The organism is Collinsella aerofaciens, assembly GCF_901212495.1.
Taxonomy (GTDB): Bacteria; Actinomycetota; Coriobacteriia; order Coriobacteriales; family Coriobacteriaceae; genus Collinsella; species Collinsella aerofaciens_H.
In genome coordinates, this window is the sequence record NZ_CAAKNY010000016.1 from 40,068 (window position 1) to 60,950 (window position 20,883).

11 protein-coding genes are annotated in these 20,883 nt (G+C 58.7%); all 11 read right to left on the minus strand.

Annotated elements, in window-relative coordinates; genetic code table 11:
* Positions 1–15: 15 nt before the first annotated feature.
* The 11 genes from dnaE to SFLMC1_RS01125 all read right to left on the minus strand — a co-directional run bounded on the left by dnaE (position 16) and on the right by SFLMC1_RS01125 (position 20,882).
* Positions 16–3,819, minus strand: a complete 3,804-nt coding sequence (gene dnaE, locus SFLMC1_RS01075; RefSeq protein ID WP_152073617.1) for a DNA polymerase III subunit alpha — start codon at positions 3,817–3,819, stop codon at positions 16–18.
* A gap of 240 nt (positions 3,820–4,059) precedes the next feature.
* Complete coding sequence (locus SFLMC1_RS01080) at positions 4,060–5,181, minus strand: MFS transporter (protein ID WP_226814215.1); 1,122 nt, start codon at positions 5,179–5,181, stop codon at positions 4,060–4,062.
* Between the two features lie 180 nt (positions 5,182–5,361).
* Positions 5,362–5,871 (minus strand): DUF3284 domain-containing protein, encoded by a 510-nt coding sequence (locus tag SFLMC1_RS01085; protein WP_152073615.1) that lies wholly within the window; start codon positions 5,869–5,871, stop codon positions 5,362–5,364.
* A gap of 225 nt (positions 5,872–6,096) precedes the next feature.
* Positions 6,097–7,083 carry a class C sortase gene (locus SFLMC1_RS01090; RefSeq protein WP_152073614.1) on the minus strand — a complete coding sequence of 329 codons (987 nt, stop codon included), beginning with the start codon at positions 7,081–7,083 and terminating at the stop codon, positions 6,097–6,099.
* A gap of 1 nt (position 7,084) precedes the next feature.
* On the minus strand, positions 7,085–8,026 hold the full coding sequence (locus tag SFLMC1_RS01095; RefSeq protein ID WP_226798401.1) for a class C sortase: 942 nt from the start codon (positions 8,024–8,026) through the stop codon (positions 7,085–7,087).
* A gap of 118 nt (positions 8,027–8,144) precedes the next feature.
* The gene (locus SFLMC1_RS01100) at positions 8,145–9,584 is read right to left on the minus strand and encodes a SpaH/EbpB family LPXTG-anchored major pilin (protein ID WP_154063885.1); all 1,440 of its coding nucleotides are present in this window, start codon (positions 9,582–9,584) and stop codon (positions 8,145–8,147) included.
* Between the two features lie 87 nt (positions 9,585–9,671).
* Positions 9,672–11,696: a collagen binding domain-containing protein gene (locus tag SFLMC1_RS01105; protein ID WP_154063886.1), complete on the minus strand. Its 2,025-nt coding sequence runs from the start codon at positions 11,694–11,696 to the stop codon at positions 9,672–9,674.
* 243 nt (positions 11,697–11,939) lie between these two features.
* Positions 11,940–13,502, minus strand: coding sequence for a PAS domain-containing protein (locus tag SFLMC1_RS01110; protein WP_154063887.1), 1,563 nt, complete (start codon positions 13,500–13,502; stop codon positions 11,940–11,942).
* 247 nt (positions 13,503–13,749) lie between these two features.
* Positions 13,750–15,309, minus strand: coding sequence for a PAS domain-containing protein (locus SFLMC1_RS01115; protein WP_152073609.1), 1,560 nt, complete (start codon positions 15,307–15,309; stop codon positions 13,750–13,752).
* A 162-nt stretch (positions 15,310–15,471) separates the two neighbouring features.
* The gene (locus SFLMC1_RS01120; protein WP_152073608.1) at positions 15,472–17,034 is read right to left on the minus strand and encodes a PAS domain-containing protein; all 1,563 of its coding nucleotides are present in this window, start codon (positions 17,032–17,034) and stop codon (positions 15,472–15,474) included.
* A gap of 197 nt (positions 17,035–17,231) precedes the next feature.
* Positions 17,232–20,882 carry a UvrD-helicase domain-containing protein gene (locus SFLMC1_RS01125; RefSeq protein ID WP_152073607.1) on the minus strand — a complete coding sequence of 1,217 codons (3,651 nt, stop codon included), beginning with the start codon at positions 20,880–20,882 and terminating at the stop codon, positions 17,232–17,234.
* Position 20,883 lies beyond the last annotated feature (1 nt).

Here is a 20,883-nt window from a genome sequence, read left to right on the forward strand (position 1 = left end):
TCAGCAACGCCGTCCCTAGATCACCGTTACTCTGCCCTGGTTACCCACGATGGCCTTGGCCTCGGCCAGCAGCGGAATCGAGCGCGCGTTGACCTTGGCAGGTACCTCGGCACGCAGCACGCGCCCGTCCACCTGCTCGATAAAGATCTCCACGCGGTCGCCGCCCGGGTTGGTGGTGAGCACCGTGGCAAGACGCGCCATATTGCCCTGGCTAAAGCGACTGTTGGGCACCATGACCTCAAACACCTTGGGCTTGTTGTTCTCCTCGTTGAGCTCGAGCGGCACGATCTCCTGCGCGATGATCTGGTCGCCGCGGTCCGAGCGCTCGAGTTTGCCCTTAATGCGCACAAACGCGTCGGACAGTTGCACGCCGGTCTCGGGATCGACCTCGCCGTACAGATACCCCTCGGCCTCCTTGTAGGTCTTGGGGAACACCACGACGGTGGCCTCGCCTTCCATGTCCTCGAGCTGCACGATGCCCATGGGGTCGCCGTTTTTGGTCACGCGCTTGGACACGCTCGAGACCATGCCGGCCCACCACAGCGCCTTACCCTCGGGAATCTCCTGGTTGATGGTACCGCCCGTAGGATTCTGAACTTCGTAGCCGGTGTCGATCTGCGAGAACGAAAAGTCGCGCGCCTTGGCTAGTGCATACTCAAACGGGCGCAGCGGGTGGTCCGAGACATAGATGCCCAGAACCTCCTTCTCCTGGCTCAGTTTGAGGTGGCGGTCCCACTCCTGACCGTCCGGATCGGGCACGCTGACCTCGAAGCCCGAGCCCTCAACGTCGCCGAACATATCGAAGAACGAGGTCTGGCCGCTCGCGCGGTCCTTCTGGCGCTTTACTGCGGCGTCGATGATGTTCTCGGGGTTGTTCTTGTCCACAAAGTGCATCATCTGGCGGCGCGGATAGCCTGTGGAGTCGAAGGCGCCTGCCTTGATCAGCGATTCGATCACGCGGCGGTTGGCCTGGCTCGAGTCCACGCGCTCGACAAAGTCGTGCAGCGTCTTAAACGGGCCGCCCGCCTCGCGCTCGGCGATAATCGTCTGCGCCACGCCGGTGCCCACGCCGCGGATGCCGGCCAGGCCAAAGCGCACGCCTTCCTTGGTAGCCGTGAACTCGGTACCGGACTCGTTGACATCTGGCGACAGCACGGGGATGCCGTCGTGACGGCATGCCGAGACGTAGTGAACGATCTTGTCGGTCTTGCCCGTATAGGACGTCAGGACGGCCGCCATGTACTCGTGTGGATAGTGCGCCTTGAGCCATGCCGTCTGCATAACCAGGATGGCGTAGCCGGCGGAGTGCGACTTGTTAAAGGCGTAGGACGCGAACTCAAGAACATCGTCCCAGATCTTCTGGGCGACCTCGCGCGTGTAGTTGTTCTTGATAGCGCCGTTCATCCAGTGGTCGTAGGTGGTCTCGTCCGAGCCATCCTCCCAGTGGAGCACCGTCGACGTGAGCAGTTTGATCTTTTTCTTAGCCACGGGCTTACGGATACGCGAGTCCGATTCGCCCTTGGAGAAGCCGCACATCTCGACGGAGATGAGCATAACCTGCTCCTGGTAGACCATAGTGCCGTAGGTTTCACCCAGGATGTCGTCCAGGCGGTCGTCATAGGAGACGGCCGGCTCCTTGCCATTCATACGGTTGATGTAGGACGAGACCATGCCGGCGCCGAGCGGGCCCGGGCGGTACAGGGCGATCAATGCCACGACGTGCTTGTACTCGGTGGGCTTCATGTTCTTGATCGTGGCCGTCATGCCGGCGGACTCGACCTGGAAGACGCCGGCGGTGTGGCCGGAACCCATGAGCTTAAAGATCTCGGGATCGTCAAAGGGGATCTCTTCCTCTTTGATGTCGATACCGAAGTTCTTCTTGATGTTTGCCTTGGCCTTGGAGATAACCGTCAGCGTGCGCAGGCCCAAGAAGTCCATCTTGAGCAGGCCCATGTCGGCGACGGTATGGCCCTCGTACTGGGTAATCTCGACGCCGCCCTTGGTGTCGAGCTTGGTGGGCACGTGCTCGTTGACGGGGTCACGGCAGATCAGAACGGCGCACGCGTGCACGCCCTCGCCACGGGTGAGGCCCTCGATCGAGAGCGCCGTGTCGATGATGCGGCGGGCGTCGTCGTCCTTTTTATAGGCCTCGGCAAAGTCGGGGTTAAACAGATCCTCTTTGCCGGGTTGTTTGTCGAGCACCTGCTTGAGCTTGACCTTGGGATCGCTCGAGACCATCTTGGACAGGCGCTGGCCCATGTAGACCGGGTAGTCCAGGACGCGCGCGGCGTCGTTGATGGCCTGCTTGGCCTTGATGGTCGAGTAGGTGATGACGTGGGTGACCTTCTCGGGGCCGTAGAGCTGGCGAACGTGCTCCACGACCTCGAGGCGCCGCTCATCGTCGAAGTCCATATCGATATCGGGCATCTCGGTACGCTGCGGGGACAGGAACCTCTCGAACATCAGGCCGTTTTCGAGCGGGTCGAACGCGGTGATGTTCATGGCGTAGGCGACGATGGCGCCGGCGGCCGAGCCACGGCCGGGGCCGACGCCGATGCCGTTGTCCTTGGCCCATTGCACGTACTCGGCGACGATCAAAAAGTAGGCGGCAAAGCCCTTGTCGCAAATAACCTTGTATTCGTACTCAAAGCGCTCTTTGATGTTGACGCCGCCGATCTCGCGCGTAGCCCAGTCGTCGCCGTAGTGCTGACGCAGGCCCTTCTCGCACTCGCGCCGGAACTGACTCTCGTGCGTCTCGCCGGGATCGAGCAACGGGAAGCGCGGCAGGATGATGGAGTCCCAGTCCAGCTCCACGTAGCACTTGTTGGCGATCTCGATTGTGTTGTCGCAGGCCTCGGGGCAATACGGAAACATCGCCCGCATCTCCTCCTCGGTCTTCATGTAGAACTCCGAGCCGGTCATGCGCATGCGGTTGGGGTCGTCGACCTTGGCGTTCATGCCGATGCACATGATGACGTCCTGCACGGGCGCGTCCTCGCGGCGCAGATAGTGGAAGTCGTTGGTGGCGATGACCTTGACGCCCACCTGTTTGGCGATGTCGATGAGCGTGCGGTCCATCTGCTCGTCGGTCAGACCGTTATCGGTGGTAATGCCGTGTTCCTGAATCTCGATATAGAAGTCGCCGGGATCGAAGGTGTCACGGAAGGTCTCGGCCCACTTGATGGCGCCCTCCATGTCACCGCGGTCGATGTATTTGGGGATGATGCCGGCGATGCAGGCGCTCGTGCAGATCATACCCTTGGCATGGCGGCGCAGGTTGTCGAGCGTCACGCGCGGCTTGTAGTAAAAGCCCTGCACGGCGGCCTCGGAGACCGTCTGCATCAGGTTGACGTAGCCCTCCTGGTCCTTGGCCAGAAGGATCATGTGGTAGAGCTCGGGCTTATGGTCGCGGGCAAGGGTCTCGTCCGGCGTAAAGTAGACCTCGCAGCCAAAGATGGGCTTGATGACCAGGGGCGGCTTGAGCTCGTCGATGTTGCCCTTCTCATCCCACATGGCCATGTCCTTCACATACTGGGCATGCTCGCGCGGGTTTGCCTCGGGATCGGGCTCCACCAACTCGTCGCGGCGGTCCTTTTCCAAGAAGGCCTTGTCGTGGCTCCAGGTTTTGTACTCGGGCGTATTGTGGTTGACGGCGTCGCAGGCCAGCGCCAGGTCGGGCACGCCATACATGTAGCCGTGGTCGGTAATGGCCACGGCGGGCATGCCCAGCTCTACGGCACGGTTGACCATATCCTGGATACGGGTTGCGCCGTCGAGCATGGAGAAAACAGTGTGATTGTGCAGATGGACGAATGCCATGTGATGAGCTCCGATGCGGGTTCGTGTTCTGACTGAACGATTTTACCGCACGGCGCGGACGGCACCCGAACCTAGCCAAACCCACACGTGCAGTCTTTTTGGGACCTTCAGAAAGGGGAATGAGGGCATCCCGATGCATCGAGTATTACTGGAACCCCGGCGATACGCTGAATGATTTGTGACGAATAGTCATGTCCATCAAGAAGGCTCGACGCCTCGGGCAGCTCGTCAATCGATATATCAATTCTTGGAGACCTGTATTCCTACCATTTTTAAAGAAACAACGGCGGTAATTGCTATCGCGATTGCGCCAATAACACCGAGCGCTATCTGAATGGGATATAACCCCAACACATATCCAAATATGGAGAAAAACATTGCAGAAAAGAGAGCCCTTACCAGAGACGCGACGGAAAGGATCGTCGCGCGGAGATCGTCCGCTATCGCGTCTTGGATTAAGTTTTCCGAAGTGATGTACACCACTTCTGGGAGAAAACAAAGCACCATGCTAAGGCCAAACAAACACAGCGGATTTGAAGCGAACCACGGAAGAACCATGAAAAGACCGGCCTCGATTAGCATCGAGCCGAGCATGGTATTTCTTTTCCCGAAACGCGATGAGAAGAAATCTGCTGCAATGTAGGCCGTCGCATTTACTGCATAGGATGCACCGAAGAAGATTCCTATTATGGAGACGGGAGCATCAAATGCGTCGAATACCAACTGATTCAAGCTGTAATAACTCCCATAGAATCCATCGAGCATGCTTGTGCCGATTAGAAGAAGCAGTACCGCAAAAGTGGATTCTCCAACACGCCAGGTTTCGCGTCTGAACATCTTGGCCGCGTCAAACCTTTCCTCCCCAGAGTTTTTGGAATGGGTCGCTTCCATCCTCTCAATGGGATACAGAAGGAAAAGCTGCAGGAGATAGAAAACGGAGACACATACGTAGAGGGCACTCCAAGATACTTGGGCAATGAATGATCCAAGTACGATTGCCACTCCCGTCGCGATTGATTGCGCGGCAAGCAGCCGAGCGTTGATGGTGAGGAAGCGCTCTCCTTGACCGGCATTTCGGGCAATTTCATATAAAAGTGCCTGTTCGGATCCCGATTGAAGGGAGTAGGCGAGCGCCTCAACAAGGGAAAGCACGACAAGAAAGGGACCTGAGAGCAACAGCATGCCAGCCGTATGGAAGAAAAGCAGCAGCACGCCCACTTGAATCGAAAACTTCTTTCCAAAGAAATCGCCTATCAGCCCTGTTGGCAGCTCGAGGACGACCGTTGCAATGTTAAACAGGGCTTGATAAAGCGCGATTTCCGTGACAGACATTCCTTTCTCCGCAAGGAAAAGTAGAAACACTCCCCGATTTAAAACAAATCCGCGAGAACGAAAAAGGCGGAATAGATGTGCAGTTGCGTAGCGGCATTCTTATTCATGTGGCACTTCCATCAACTGATTTTATCGGGCCGCTCGCTACCGACTCGAAGCCTGAAATGTTCACAGTTGATGTGAAGAGCGGTAAAGCTTTTGCACAGGGTATCAATGGCATACATCCGAAGCGTTTTCAGCAGTATCATCGGCGAAGGCGGGATTAGCCTTTACGCGGCGCTCACCCTCTATGTATTTGACGATTTGATCAATCGTCTGGTTGGCGTGGCTCTTGAGCTTGCGCTCATAGAAGAAGAGACCGAGCTTGCCGCGCGTGCCAGACGTGTTGCCACCCACACCCTGAAAATCCTCGGTATAGGTAAGTTCGCAGGCACCATCGCCAGCAGGTGCAGCCTCATAGCGCATGGTATTGATGCCCGCCGCATACTGAAAACGGACCTCATAGAGACACGGGTAGTCAAAGTGCTTGATCTTAACCTTGATCGCCGTGCCCTTGGCCTTGCCTTTTGCGGACTGGGCGCGCTTCTCGTACTTATAGCCGTTGAGCTTGTTGCGGCTGGGATGCTTGCCCGTGGCGTTCTCGATATCCTGCATGATGGACCCCGCCAGAGCGTCAAAAAGCTCCTCCGGCGTCACCTTAAGCGTTTTGGTGAGCTGCATGATGGCTCCTTATTCGTTTGAACCGTTCGAGCCATTGTACCGCCCCAGGCTCTCCCATGCGTTGCGGCGAAATACGGACTGGATGGGGCGCCCCGTGCCTCGAACAGTCCGTATTCCACCGCAACTTGCAAAGGGGTTGCGGCGAAGTGCTCCCTGTTCAGCTTGGGATTGGGGTGGGGGAAGCCAAACAGAGAGCGTTTTGCCGCAACGCAGGGCGGCACAAGCTCAGCATGCAGCCGTTCGCCTTTTCACGGCCGCGGCAATAAAGCGGACGAGCAGGAACACCAGCAATGCCCTGCCCAGCAGTCGCCCGCAGTCTTCGATAAACAACTCATCGATGGCACCGCCTCGCTCAATCGTTGCGAGAATATTCGAGAGAGCCGATCTGCCCATCGCCTGCTCGGCAGTCTTTCGTGGCAAGCTCGCGGCCGCGGGCGCGGCCAACGCCTCGACACCTTTGTCTCGCTCGCACACCGCAATAATGCGCTGGCGGTTCGAGCCGTACGGATGGCAGGTGACCAGCGTGAGCAGATCTTTGTCCTTCTGGACGGCAGCCGCTTTGATATCGGAAGGCGAAATGATCCGAATCTCGGCAACGCGGTAAACATAACCGCCCCAAATGGTCCGCAGGCACACGCGATCTCCGACTCGCACGTTCTCGATCTGCTTAAAGAACATGTTACGGTGGGCGGCGATGACGCAATTGGACGAGGGCTCCCCCAGCGGGGCCGACGTTCCCGCCACCACTGCGGCACCGTTCAACATGTTCTGCTCGCTCGAGCCCAAATATACCGGGGCTTCGCAAGCCATCGAGTCTACCGTCAACACGCCCACGGGCAATCCTGCAAGACCCGTCTTGGCAAACGACTGATCGGCGGCTCCAAACGTAAAGGGATCGTTGATGACCATCCCCCCGCCTTGGCGGACGCGCTCGTTGTAGGACTCCAGCCAGGGACGTGACGACACGCCCCTGTCAGCCGTCTCGAGCGCTTCCTCGCCTGCGGCAGACTCCGATACAGCATTGCTATCACTCGCTGCATCGATTGCCTTCGACGCTGCGGCCATCTCCGAGTTGGCACGCAACCCGTAGCTCAACTCGACAAAATCCGGCACAAGCAGTAACAGCGCGCCCGCAAACAGGACAACCCAGCCAACAGCGGCAATATTCAACCGCTTCTTAGAGGAGTGCTCTGCATCAAAATGCGATGCCATGCTACCGCGTCACCTCTTTGTCGCGACCGGCATGCCGCTTACGCCTTCGGCTCGCCGCATATGCAGCGGCAAGAACCACAATCGCAAGCAAAACGCCAATTAGCGCAGGCGGCACGCCAATCTTGTCGCCCAGGGTGTTATAAGCCGAAGCCAGACCGGTATCGCGGTCCTTCCTTTCGAGCCAATCCTTGGGAACATCGCAGCGTTCCGCGTGAATCAAAAGGCGATGCGAGTTGACGCCGTACGGCGTACACGTCACCAGAGTAACAAGGTCCTTATCCTTTTGAATGGCAAGACTCGAGGTATCGTCTGGTAGAACGACCTCGGTCGAAGTCACACGATAGGCAAGGTCCTCACCCAAAACCTGAAGCACAAAGTAGTCTCCAACATGAAGCTTATCGAGCTTATCGAAGATAACGGCAGAGGGAAGCCCCGTATGTCCCGCAAGAACAGCATGTGTCGAAGGACCGCCCACCGGCAGAGATGAGTTTGGTTCGTGCCCCACGCCATGGTCCATGCCTTCGCCCGTGACGCCGTGGTAGATGGGCAAATCGACACCTATCGACGGAATAACAATTGTCCCCATGGCCCCGTCACCAGCCAAATTGAGGCACGAGAGGTATTCCTCATCTGATGTCTTTGGAGCGTTTGGATCAAACGGGTCTATAACATAGGCGGCACCCGAATACAGCCGATCGTTGTAGTCAATCGCCTGCTGGCGCCAAGCCGAAAGATCCTCGGGCGTCGCCTCTTGAACAACCTGACGCAGGTTGTTGGAAACCTTTGCCTGCTCCACCTTATTGAGGTAGTCGCTCGCGACAGGATACAAAAGCAGGCAAAGGCCCGTAAGCACCAAGAGTATGGCCAGCGCGGGGGCCAGCCAACGACGCGCCTTTCGAGGACGCTCCGCACGAGCAACCGGAGAACCGCCCCGAGAAGCCATGGCAGGGCAGCCGCCATGCCTCCCATTCATCCGAGCAAGAGAAAGGGAAGGAGCGTTATGCCCCCTCCCCTTTTTGCTATGTAGCCCTTTGCGCGTCATGGCCTACAGAACGGTTAGACTAGTCGCGCTTGCGCGAACGGAAGACGACCACAGCGCCGCCAGCGATGAGCAGGACGCCGCCCGCCGTAAAGGCAACCGTACCCGCACCGCCGGTAGTGGGCAGCTGGCCCTGCTTGGGGTCGGTCACGTCGGCGGTGTTGACGTCGAAGTTCTTCTCGGTCACGTTAGGGGTGGCCGGGGAGTCGCCCTTGTCGGTCTCGTCAAGGCTGATGTTGAAGGGGTCGACCTTCTGATAGCCCGCCGGAACGCCGGTCTCAGTCACGGTGTAGGTGCCCTTGTGGAGGCCGTTGACATGCACGTAGCCGTTGGCATCGGAGACGACCTTGCCGTCGGTGTGCGTCTTGCCGGCGGCATCGATATAGGTAACGGGGCCGTCGGCATTGGCGATCGTGAACTCAGCGCCAGGCAGGGCGGTGCCGGTCGGGGTGACCTTCTTGAAGACGAAGCCGTAGGTCTGGACCTGCGGGTCGGCCGGCTCGGTGCTGACCTCCTTGTCTTCGTAGGGGTTCGGGGTGAAGGTGCCGTAGGCCTTGTTGCCGACCTTGCCGGTCTCTACGTTGATCGAGACGACCTTGGACCTGTACTCGACACGGACCTTCTGACCGGCATGGCCCTTCAGGTAGTCCCACTTGAACTTGACGGTGAAGCCGCCGTCCTTGTTGTAAGCGATATCGTAGTTCTCAGCCCCGACTATGTTCTTGTAGCCGTTGCCGTCGTAGACCTTGATGCTGTCCTTCTCGAGCTTGAGGCCCGCCTCGGGGACATCGGTCACGGAGAAGGAGGCGTGGGTGGCGTCGGACGGGAAGCTGGGGACGGCGGTGTCGATGCGGAAGGTCGCGGTATCGCCCACGGAGTAGGAGTCGGTCAGCTTGCCTGAGGTGCTGCCGTCGGGGGAGACGACCGTCTTGTCCGGCGGGGTCACCGGCTGGGACTTGGCCTCCACGTTTTCGAGGGTGGCGGCGGCGTACTGGCCATTCTTGACGACGGGCGAGGCGTTGACGAGCATGGTCTGGTAGATCTTGGTGGTGCCGCTCGTGGTGGTCACGGTGACCAGATACAGGCCCGAGTCGAGGCTCTGGGTGACCTTGCCGCCCGCCGCCGTCGCGGTGTAGGTGGCGGTGCCGGCGGTGACCACGGGGGCGATGGCGTCGGCGACGGTGCGGCCGTCCTTGCCGGCGACCTCGGCGGCGGTGTCGTACGCACCAGGCAGGCCGGTCACCTTGGTGGTGTAGGTGAGGTTGTTGCTGGCGTCGATGTCGGCGTCGAAGACCTGGTAGAACTTGACGGTGTCGCCGTCGTTGACGCCCGTGATGGTAACCGGGGTGTCGGGGACGTCGGTCGCGCTCGTATTGGCAAACGAGCTGATCGGCGTAAGCCCGAGGCCGGCAACCAGTACCGCTGCTACGGCAGCACTGGCAATCTTCTTAGGTTTATACATGTTGTTCTCCTTCCGGGGCCGCGGCCCCATTGGCTAAGTGCCTTCTATATATGCTCGACCGACGTTTTCGGTCGTTAGCACCGATGATTAGCGGCGCCTGCGCCGGCGCCCGAGGACGCCGAGGAGCGCGCCCGCCCCGGTGGCCGACAGGCAGCCGCCCGCCGCCACGAGCCCGACGACTCCCGGGCCGCCCGTGGAAGGTATGGAGGGGATCGGCTTGTCGGGCACGGGAATCGTGTTCGGGGTATCGGGGGCACGCATGTCCGACCCATCGGCCTTGCCGACTTGGATCATATTGCCCGCCGCCCCGCCCGCCTGGCCGGCGACGTCAAAGACCTGGATGCGGAAGACCTCGTCGTTGATTTGGTAGCCCGCGGGGGTGTTGGTCTCAACGAGGAAGTACGTGCCCACCTTGAGCTTCGCAAAGCCGACGGTCCCTTGCTCGTCGGTGGTCCCCTCCGACACGAGTGTATCGACCTTGGGATCGAACACGCCGTCGCCGTTGTCGTGGATGCCGTCGGCTGAATCGTAGTAGAGCTTAAACGATGCGCCCCGGACCGGCCGAGTCGTATGAGACGCATCGACCTTGCGCAGATAGACGTCGGTCTTGACGCGTTCGTTGTCGATCCAGATAAAGTTACCCGAACTCATGGCCCGGTGATCCGATGCAGAGGAAACCCAGGAGGACTTCAAGCCGTCCGCTCCCGTCGTGTAGCACAGATCGAAGGTATGCGTCGTCTGCGCCTCAGGCGGAAGCACAAAGCCCGAGGGGGCGGCAATCTCCACCAGGGTATAGCGGCCCCAAGAAAGCCCCGTCATTTTCACGGAACCGTCTGCGCCCGAGATCAGGCTGTCGGACACGACATCGCTGTGGGCGACGCCGTCGGAGTCGGTCCAGGCGCGCGTGAGCTTGAAGGTAGCGCCGGCGAGCCCCTCATCGTATGTCGCGTCGCGCTTTCCCACCTGAAGATCATACGTAATACCCTTGACCTGGGGCTTGGGGAAGTCGCATGTGGCGTTGGGGTGCTCGTGGAACTGGTTGTCGTCCTTGCTGTACGAGCTGTAAGTGTAGTCAAGCGTCGCGTGGTCGTTGGTGTTGTAGGGGTTGGAGATCTTGCCGGGATCATAGGAGCTCGCAAAACCCTCCCCGGTCTTGAGGCGAACCTTGTACGTGAGCGACGCCGCCCCGTAGTACCACGTGCGCTGCGTAATGGTCAGCTTGCCCACCGCACCGCCCTCGGTGTAGTCGTAATCGTAGACGGGTTCCTCGACGACCTTCTTTGCCGAATTGGAGTACTGCGGGTTCCAGGTGAGCGTCGAAGATGCATTGTCGAAACTCGCCGTGCCGGCGTCGGCGCTGGCGGAACCCAGGTACTCGATGTTGTTACCCATGACATCGGTCACCGAATTGAGGGTCGGCGCGGGGCCCGGCTTGACCTGGCCCTTGATTTTCTCGTTGATGAGGTTGTACGCCTCATCGGAAAGGACAACCGTGTTGTTCGATCCGGTGTTGACCTGAACGCCCATGAGGACATAGTGCGAATCGTCAAGCTTGAGGAATATTGTGGTGTTGTTGCCCTTGCTCCAAGACAGTCTCACGTTCTTCGCGATGGTCTTGCCAGCCGGGTACTGGATGTCGAAAACGCCCGATTTCCCATAACCGGAGTTCGGATCTCCGGTCACATCAATGCCGGAGCCGTTGACGGAGCCGGTCACGGTGCCCGGCGTCATCCCGTGTGCCCAATTTGAGGTCACCCCATCGTAAGGTGCCGTGGTAAAAAAGGTATAGTAGTCCGTCTGCTGCGAGGCGACGGCGCAGGTATCCACCGAGAGGTGCACGATGAACTCGTCCTCCACGCCCGTGGGTTCGACGGTTTTATTTACGCGGACGCTGCCATCTGCCGACTCGATAAAGCCATAGTTGCCCAGCTGGTCCGCTGCAATTCCCTCGCTCGTCTTATGCGATGCGTCATAGCGCCCGCTTACGATCTGCCAGCCGTTATCCCCCGCAGCACGCGCGACAAGCGGCATAGCAAGTAACGCGGCAAAGCAGATGGACAGGACTGCCCCCGCCATCATCCTTTTGCGCTTGATATTTCGACTCGTCATCATACCGTCTCAATCCGTTCGCTGCCCTTTAAGCAGCTTTTTCCTCGGTCTCATTTAGACTCTTTTTGATATGGTATGAATCGGTTGTGACGCCTTTGGTCAAAGCGTGACAGTCACGCTCGACGGACGCTACGCGTCATTTTTGCCAAATGTGACACTCGGCAAGCAATAAAAGCACTATCTGGACTTCATGCCCCAACGACATCCGCTAACGAGCCGCACTCATGTGATTGGATGAACCGCCTCTTACAGCGAAATAAACTCCGACCAGGCATACTCGGGGAGCCCCCCCCCCCCCGTTGGCAAACCGCCGACACCGTCGCGATAGTCGTAATAGTCGCACTCAATGCACTCCGGAACGATCCTGCGTGCCCCGCGATCGCTTTCAACAATATAGGCAATGCCATTTCTGCCAAGCTCAATCATAAGTCGGGAAGCCGTCTTGCGGTACCTTGCCCGCGTTGTCTTATTTGGCTCGCACTCCCATAGCATCGCAATAGCCTCGCGGGAAGACACGAAAGAACCGCGGCGCTCCACCAGGAGGGCAAGCAGCTCTTTGGCCTTCTCGGAACGTATATTGATAGCCCTGCCGTCTACAGACAAACTAAAGGAGCCGAAAAGCCTGACGGCAATGCTATGATCATTCTCATATGGCGCATGGCCAACAGCTGAATCGCCAGCAGCCGCCTCAAGGCGAAAACCAATATAGGATTTGCCCTTCGACGCCGATACCATAACAAGCGTAGCGGCTTTTGTGCATCCAGCTGCATCGCCCAGCTCAAACGTGATTTTATCCGTATGAGGGCCATCTTCTCCAAGCGCAGCCAATCGTGAACAATTGCAAAACCCCATCACACGCTCTTTATCTCTTGGGCTCACAAAGGACAGGAGACGCTCAATCATATCGTCTGCAAACACTCTTATGTTGAGAGGAAAGCTGGAAACGCCCCCGTCGCTCCGCGCGATACACGTTATCGAATTGTCCGACTTGTCAAACTCGAACAGATCATCGGCAAAGCTAGCAAGTAGTTTTTTGCTCAATGAAAGCAGTTCTTGGAACTCCACGTCACGGTCAGGTGCGCTCGCCGCCTTAACGCAGAATAGTGAGTCTTTCTTCGTATCCTTCCTGCGGACGCACTCAACCCAAATCTTGCACGCATGGGGAGCTCCAACGGAAGACACAAGCGTACATACATCCGCAACGGGTATCATCTGAGCATACGCCTCGTCGAACATCTCGCCAACGCATGCGCGATCCGCCAAGGCCACAAAGTCCATAAGGCGGAGGCAGTCGATGCATGAGCCAATTCTAAGCAGCTCATTCGTAAAGCTGTTTGAGCAGGCGATCGTAGCATCGTTATCTCCAAACACTTTCATGACAGAAAAGCGCTCGCCGCATATGCCCGGCTCCACCTCTTGCCAAACGCGACCTTCGAATGCAATCGCGGTTTTTCTCATGACGCTGTCGTCGCCCATACTCGATACCGCAATCTCGTGTACGCAAATTACGGCACCGTCTTTTGCTATCAGACGGTACGCCGCACTTGCATTTCCTTCCGCCATGGACAAGTGCCGCGTAAAAGCAAGGTGGGACTCTCTGTCATCGGGATGGACCAAGGCCTCGAATATGCCCTCGGTAATGCTAAAGAGCTCGTCCTTCTGGTATCCCAGCATCTTGCACAGCCCCTGGCTGGCAAACTCCAAGCGCGTGGCACCGTCCAAAACGCATCTGCAGTAAAAACCGCCTAGACGATCCACGAAGCTAGCGTTCGCATCAAGAACGGCCTCGGTCCCACCAATGTATCCCATGCTTCAACCATTCTTTCGGATGAGATCCTTGCCCCGTACGAAAGGGCGAGCAGTTATAGCGGGCCATAGTCTGACAAGGGTTCGGCGGAACGGATGTGCGGTCGCTACAGGCAGCAATAATTCAAGTGTTGCTCATGCGGCGATTCAAGGTTTATAAAAAGGCCGACGAACGGTTATCCCACAATAATCCACGCGATAATTGCGGTGCATCCAACATTATTTGTTCAACACACCAATAACCAAAAAATCAGTCAATCAAAATGAACTCTGACCACGAATACTCAGGAAGCAAGACTCCCGAAGGCGCTCGCAATCCGTCACGGTAATCGTAATAGTCGCATTCAAGACACTCGGGCACGACTCTTCGCGCCCCGCGGTCACTCTCAACGATATATTCGATGCCGTTTCTCTTGAGCTCAGATACCAAACGCGATGCCGTTTTACGATAGCGAGCCCTTGTAGTTTGGTCCGGTTCGCATTCCCAAAGCATGGCAATTGCCTCACGCGAAGAAACAAACGCTCCCCGGCGCTCAATCAAAAGGGCGAGCAGCTCTTTTGCCTTAGCAGACCTTATGTTGACGGCCTTGCCATCGACGGAAAGCGAAAAGGAGCCAAACAGCGTCGCAATCACTTGTTTTTGCGTCACGATAAGCGCGCCGCTTGGCTCGACATGCGGTGAATCCGAATCGAGACTAAGCCCCATGAGGTATTTTCTCTCAGAAACCGCTACCACCGTAGCAGTGGCAGGAACATAATCTCCATAGCGATCACGCAATAAAAAGCCAATCTTCGCGGTTCCGATGCTCCCCTCACAAAACTGGGTGGATCGAACACGAATACAAAACTGTTTCACTGCCTCCCGGCTCTCGGGGGCAACACGATCGAGCAAATGCCTTGTAATGTCGTCCGTAAACATCCTCACGTTTAAGGGAATGTCGAACAAGGAGCTGTCGCTGCGAGCGATATACGTTACAGTATCCTGCGCCCGATCGGCTTCGAAAAGATCCTCGGCAAAACTGGAAAATAGTTGCCTGCTAAACGCAACCTTATTCTCCTCTTCGCGCAGGCTTTCGTTTTCGATCTGTACCTTGACGCAAAAAACGGCAGAGTCAAAGTCGCCGTCATCGCGAATACGCTCAACCCAAACCTTGCAGACATGAGCAGAACCGTCAACGGAGACAAGTGTGTAGGAATCAGCGCCCGAGCGCCACTCGCTATATGCCTTTTTTAAGGCACCGCAAATTCGAGCACGATCGGAAATAGAGACAAAGTCTAAAAAGCTAAGCCTCTTTGTAACCTCTAAGTTTGCGGCAAAGTCGAAAGCAGCACCACTCACCTGCATTATCTTTGCCTCATTGCCGCCGAGCACTTTTAGAATCGCAATCTTCTGATCGCAAGCCCAAGCCTCATTTGAGCCTTCGTGTATTTCGCTAACGACCGAATAGCCCCTCATAAAGCCATCGTTACCAACAACCGACGTCATCGTGTCGGCAACGCGGATTATCGATCCGTCTTTTTTAATCAGACGATAGGAGAGGCTCTCAGAGGTCTCTTCTTTTGCCATTCTTTGAACGAAATCCACGAACGTCGAAACGTCATCCGCATGCACCGTCACGGTATAGACGCCCTCAACAAGCTCTGAAAACTCTGTTTTCCGATAGCCCAACATCGAGCAAAAGTTTTGACTCACAAACTCAAGATAGATAGGTCCGCCCAAAAAACAACGATGGTATCCGCCCAAACGATCCATGATGCCCTTACCGGCGTCTGCAACGGAAAGCGCTTCGCCCCTCTTATTCTGCTTCATGGCTCCCCCATTCCAATGGTTGCCAATAAGCGTATCTTTAGGAACGTCCGAAAAGCGAACAAGCGTGACAGTTCCGTGACAGCATGAACGAGTCTCGACCCGCCAAGGCTCCCACGGAACCCGAACCAAGACTCGCTCAGCATTAATTTGTCAACGAGGCATCTAGTCGATTCTTACGTACTCCGCCCAAGAGTATTCTGGCAGAAAATCTCCCGAAGGCCCCCTGAGCCCATCGCGATAGTCGTAGTAGTCGCACTCGATATACTCGGCAATAACGCGGCGGGCTCCTCGATCGCTCTCCACGATATATCCGATACCATTCCTGTTGAGTTCGGACATAAGGCGCGAGGCAACTTTCCTCGCTCGCGCCCTCGTCGTCTCGTCGGGCTCGCACTCCCACAGCATCGCGATGATCTCACGCGTGGAGACAAACGCGCCGCGCCTCTCAATGAGAAGCGCCAAGAGCTCCTTAGCTTTTGCAGAGCGGATATTAACGGCCTTGCCATCAACGACCAATCGGAACGAACCAAATAGCGCGACATTGATTTGCTTCTGCGTTGCGACGGTGGAAAGCGGATCTCCCCCGGCATCGGCATGATCGAAACTCAGCCCGATAAAACACTTAGCCCTAGAAATCGAAGCCATCGTAAGCAGGGCGGGCCTAACGGAGCCATCGCGGAACACCACCGAGAATTTCAGCTTCGCCGACTCGATATCACCCGATTCGGGATCGCCCGACGTAACCTTTTCGCAAAAGTCCCTCGCGGCAACGATGTCTTCCGGTCCCACATGATCAATAAGGTATTTTGTCGTGTCATCCATGAACATCCGCACATTGAGCGGCAAATTAATGATGCCATTGTCACTACGGGCGATATACGTTACGGAGCCCTCAAGCCGGTCAACCTCAAACAAATCCTCGGCAAAACTCGAAAAAAGGAGTCTGCCAAACGAGAGCTTATCCTCGCTGTTGCGCTGATGCTCGATATCCCCCTCAATCTTGATGCAAAAAAGGCTGTCCTCGACGGATTCCTCGAGCTGAATGCACTCGACCCACAGATCGCATACCTGCGTTTCGCCATCCGCAGATATCAGAGCGCAGGTCTCCATGTCGGAGTACTCCTCCACATGCGCCTTATCGATAGCCTTCCTGACCTTAACGCGATCGGATATCGCAATAAAATCGAGAAGTCCCCCTGTACTCGAGTGTGAGTCTTTCACACCGAGCAAACTGGATGCAACACCACACATGCGCTCTATGTCAACGGCGGCGTTTCCATACACCTTAAGGATTGCCATCCGCTCGCCCGGAACGGTCGATGCGGACTCCAGCTGATCGTCCGGTACCTCGCAAACAACTGAGTAACCGCGAATGACGCCGTCCTCGCAAACGACGGACGCCATGGTATCGACCACGCGGATGACGGATCCGTCTCGGCGGATTAACCGGTATACGACACTGTCGCAGCCTTCGTTTTCGGCCAAACGCTGAGCGAAATCATCGAAAAGGGCCGTATCGTCGGGATGTACCAACGCCGTGTACACCTCACCGGTAAGCTCGGCCAGCTCGGTCTCTTGGTAACCCAGCATCTCGCAGAAATTCTTACCTGCAAATTCCAGATGCATCGGATCGCCCAGGCAGCATCGATGGTATCCACCCAGATGGTGCATGATGTCGTGCTCGCCACCGGCGGCAATCAATCGATTGTCTGTTTCTTGCTTCATGAAATAGCAGCCCCTTTCGCAAATTACGATAGCGACCGCCCGTTCCGTTTATGCAGGAGCGTGACCGTTCCGTGACAGATGAGGGGCTCCGACGAAAGAGCACGCACTGTTGGCTGCTTTTGAGTTGCGGTGAAATAGTTCCTGGTTGGCCCGCCTGGGCAGCAATTCAGGAACTATTCCACCGCAAGTTATTGAGGCTAGAGGTTGTAGGTGACCACTTGAGGTTCGGCGGGTTCGACGAAGATGGCTGGATCGACCTGTTCCACGCGGACGAACTTGACCGTCACGGCCTCAAAGCCCGCCTTGTGCAGAACATCAGCGTAGACGCGCGCCTGCAGGGCATGCTTCTCCTGCAGCTGTTCCGGCGTCTCGTCCGGTGTGCCGCCCGTCTTGTAGTCAATGACCAGCGCGCGCGACGAATCCGCCGGGTTCGTCGCCAAAGCGTCGATGGCGCCTTCGGCATATGCACCGTAGCGGGCAATGTCCTCGTCTTCGCAACCCAGCGAGAAGAACGGCACCTCGGCGCGAACGCACGGCCACGCGAGCAGGTCGGCACGAACAGCCGACTTGAGCCAGCGGTCCAGGGCAACGTCGAAGCGCTCGCGCTGCTCCGGCGTCAGGCGCCACAGACGCGCCAGCGCTTCGGCGCGCGCGGTGGGCAGCTCATCGGCACCCATCTCGATGAGCCACTGGCAGGCGGCATGGAACGCTGAGCCCAGCGCCATGGGGTTGCCGGCGGGCTCAACGGAGGCCACGTCCGCATCGGCCATCTCCGAGCCATCCGACTCGGCATCATCGCCAGCCTCGTCCATGGGCACGTGTGCCTCGGCGGCACGGTCCTCGGACTCGGCATGCAGCGCCGTGGCAATTGACGAGTAGCTGTACGAATCGCGCGCCGGATACGGGCAGGTGCCCATGCGCACGCCCACCGCCTGGGGATACACGAGCTCAAACGCATCGGGCTCGGGGTCGGCAGGACCGGGAACGGCGGCGCGGGCATCTGCACCGGCACCCTCCGGCTCCGCATCGCCGCGGACAAGCCTGCCCTCGGCATCCAGTAAAGCGTTGGCCTCAAACGCCTGCTCGCCAAACGTAAAGTCCGCCAGCGAGATAAGCTCGTAGTCGCCCGGCTGGGAGTTGTCGAACACCAGGCGGTCGGCATCGAGCTGTGGCATGTCCAGGCCGTCCGTCGGCAGAATACGGCGCAGCACGTCGTAGGTCAGATCGGTCTCGACGTCGAAGGTCGGCGCCGTCACCTTGCCACGGCTCACGCCGGCATCCATCGCCAAGATCACCAGCTCACGCGCTCGCGTCATGGCGACATAGAGCAAACGAGCCCGCTCCTCGAGCGAAAGCTGCAGGTCGTCGTTGCGCAGGCGAGCAAATGCCTCGGCGGGAGAACCCGTCGCGCAGACATCCTCCATGAGCTCTGGCGGCAGCCACAGCGACGTGCCCTTGCCCTTAAACGCGTGCTCAAACTGCTTTTTGACGTCATCGCCCTTTACGAACGTGCCGTCCGCGAGTTTAACGCCGTCGAAGCGTGCCGGCAGCGCCACGACCTGCGCTCCGCCCTCGACACGCCCCATCTGAGCCGCACCGGACGATTTGCGCACGCCAAAACACTCGGACACCGCGACGACCGGATACTCCAGACCCTTGGACGCGTGCACGGTCATAATGCGTACCGCGCCATCGCCCTCCTCGTTGAGCGCGCCCGGTGCCTCCTTGCCCGCCAGGAAGCGATCGAAGGCCAGCGCAATGGAGCGCGGCGAGTTCCCGAACTCGGCCTCCGCCTCGGCCACGGCGTCGAGCGCCTTGAGCACGTTGGCGGCGATGGCCCTGCCCTCGGGACCACGCTGCGCCAGACGCACGAACCAGCCAGAGGCGTTGACCACGTCGCACGCGATGGAGGCGAACGAATCGCGACCCACGCGACGAAGCGCGGAGCGCAGCACCTCGCGGGCACGCGTCACGAGCGGCAGGTTCTGCAAACCCGGCACATCGGAATCGCTCATGATGCCCATATCGATATTGCGACGCGAGGTCTCCCCCGTCTGATCGTCGAGCCTGGTCGCCAGCGCCAGGAATTCCTGGGCGCCCAGGGCAAACATCGGCGAGGCCAGCAGCGGCATAAGGCCCTGCGCCGTATCGGCCGGATTGGCGAGCGCGAAAACCAGGGCGCGCACCGTCTGCACCTCGGCAGCCTGCGCAAAGACCGAGCCGCCCGCGATGACGCAGTCGAGCCCTTGGTCGCGGAAGGCCTGGGCATAGACGTCGGCGTTGGTCATGCGGCCCAGCAGCAGCACCATGCCGCCCTGGGGCTGGCCGGCATCGGCAAGCGCGCGGAATCGCTCGGCGATCGCACGGGCCTTGGCCTGCGTGCGCTCCTGCGTACTGCCGCCGACAACAAAGAGGGCCTGACGACGCGAGACGTCTGCCACCAGCGTGTCCTTGCGGCCGTCGCTCGCCTCAAGCTCCAAAAAGCCCTGCATCAGGCCGCCGTCGTCGCCGTCGAAGACGCGTGCCACGTAACGCAGCACCTCGTCATGGCTGCGGAAGTTGCGAACGAGTTTGACGAGCTCGCCGGCGGGGACATCGGCGGCAGCGGCAGCGCCAGCGCCGGACGCTGCCCCGGCCGTCCCCGAAGCGCCCACCTTGCGCTCCTGGCGGCGGAAGACCTCGACCTCGGCGCCACGGAAGCGATAGATCGACTGCTGTGCATCGCCCACGGTGCACAGCGCGCGCTCCCCCGCACCCGTCAGGTAACGGATCAGGTCGACCTGCATCTGATCGGTATCCTGGAACTCGTCGATCATGACCATCTTAAAGCGTCCCTCATATGCCGCTCGAATGGCCGGGTAGTCGCGTAGCGCCTCGTATGCCATGCGGAGCAGGTCGTTGTTGTCGAGGGCAGACTGGCCGGCCTTGAGCGCGCGGTACTCAGCCTCCACGGAACGGGCCAAGCCCACCAGTGCATCGAGCGCGGGACCACCGCAGGCAAGCACGATATTGATAAACGCATCGGCGGCCTCGGCCTTGAGCAGCTCGACCTGCTCCTTGGGGAATGCCTTGCTCGCGCGCGGCATGGTGCACGACATCATGAGTCGCGCCGCATCGGCCATGGTCTTGCCGCTCGCCTCGAACGCGTCGATGGCATCGAGTGCCACCTGCGCCTTCTCGGTCGCGGCCTTGCTTGCGCCCAGCGCCGCGCGATAGGCATCGGCGAGTGCCGAGGTATCGGCCTGGCCGCGCGCCACGCGCACATCGTCCATACCGCCCGGCAACTGGCTCGACAGCTCCAGCAGGTCGCGCACCAGACCCTTGATGGTCGTGCCGGCGCCAAAAGGACCGCCCTCGCCCGCCATGGGATACCAGGCGTAGAGGGCCTTGAGCGATGCCGCGAGCTCGGGGGCGGCATCGGGCGCCGTCGCGCGACCCAGCACATGCTCAACAGCCTGATCCATGAGCTCGTCGGTATCGGTGAGCACCGTGAACTCGGGATCGATGCCCAACTCCAACGCGTGTGCGCGCAGGATGCGCGAGCACATGCCGTGAATGGTCGAGATCCACGCATCGTCGACGGTCAGGGCCTCCTCGTCCATGCCCTCGTCGATGAGCGCGCGGCGCACGCGGTCACGGATCTCAGCCGCGGCATCTTTGGTAAAGGTAATGGCGAGCACCTGGTCAAGATGCTCGACGAACGGACCGGATTCGGGCGAGAGCGCGTAGACGATGCGGCGCGTGAGGGTAAAGGTCTTGCCCGAACCGGCGCCCGCCGAGACAAACAGCGGACGGTCGAGCGTTTTGACGATCTGCAGCTGTTGCGGCATCAAAGTCGAAAGATCCATG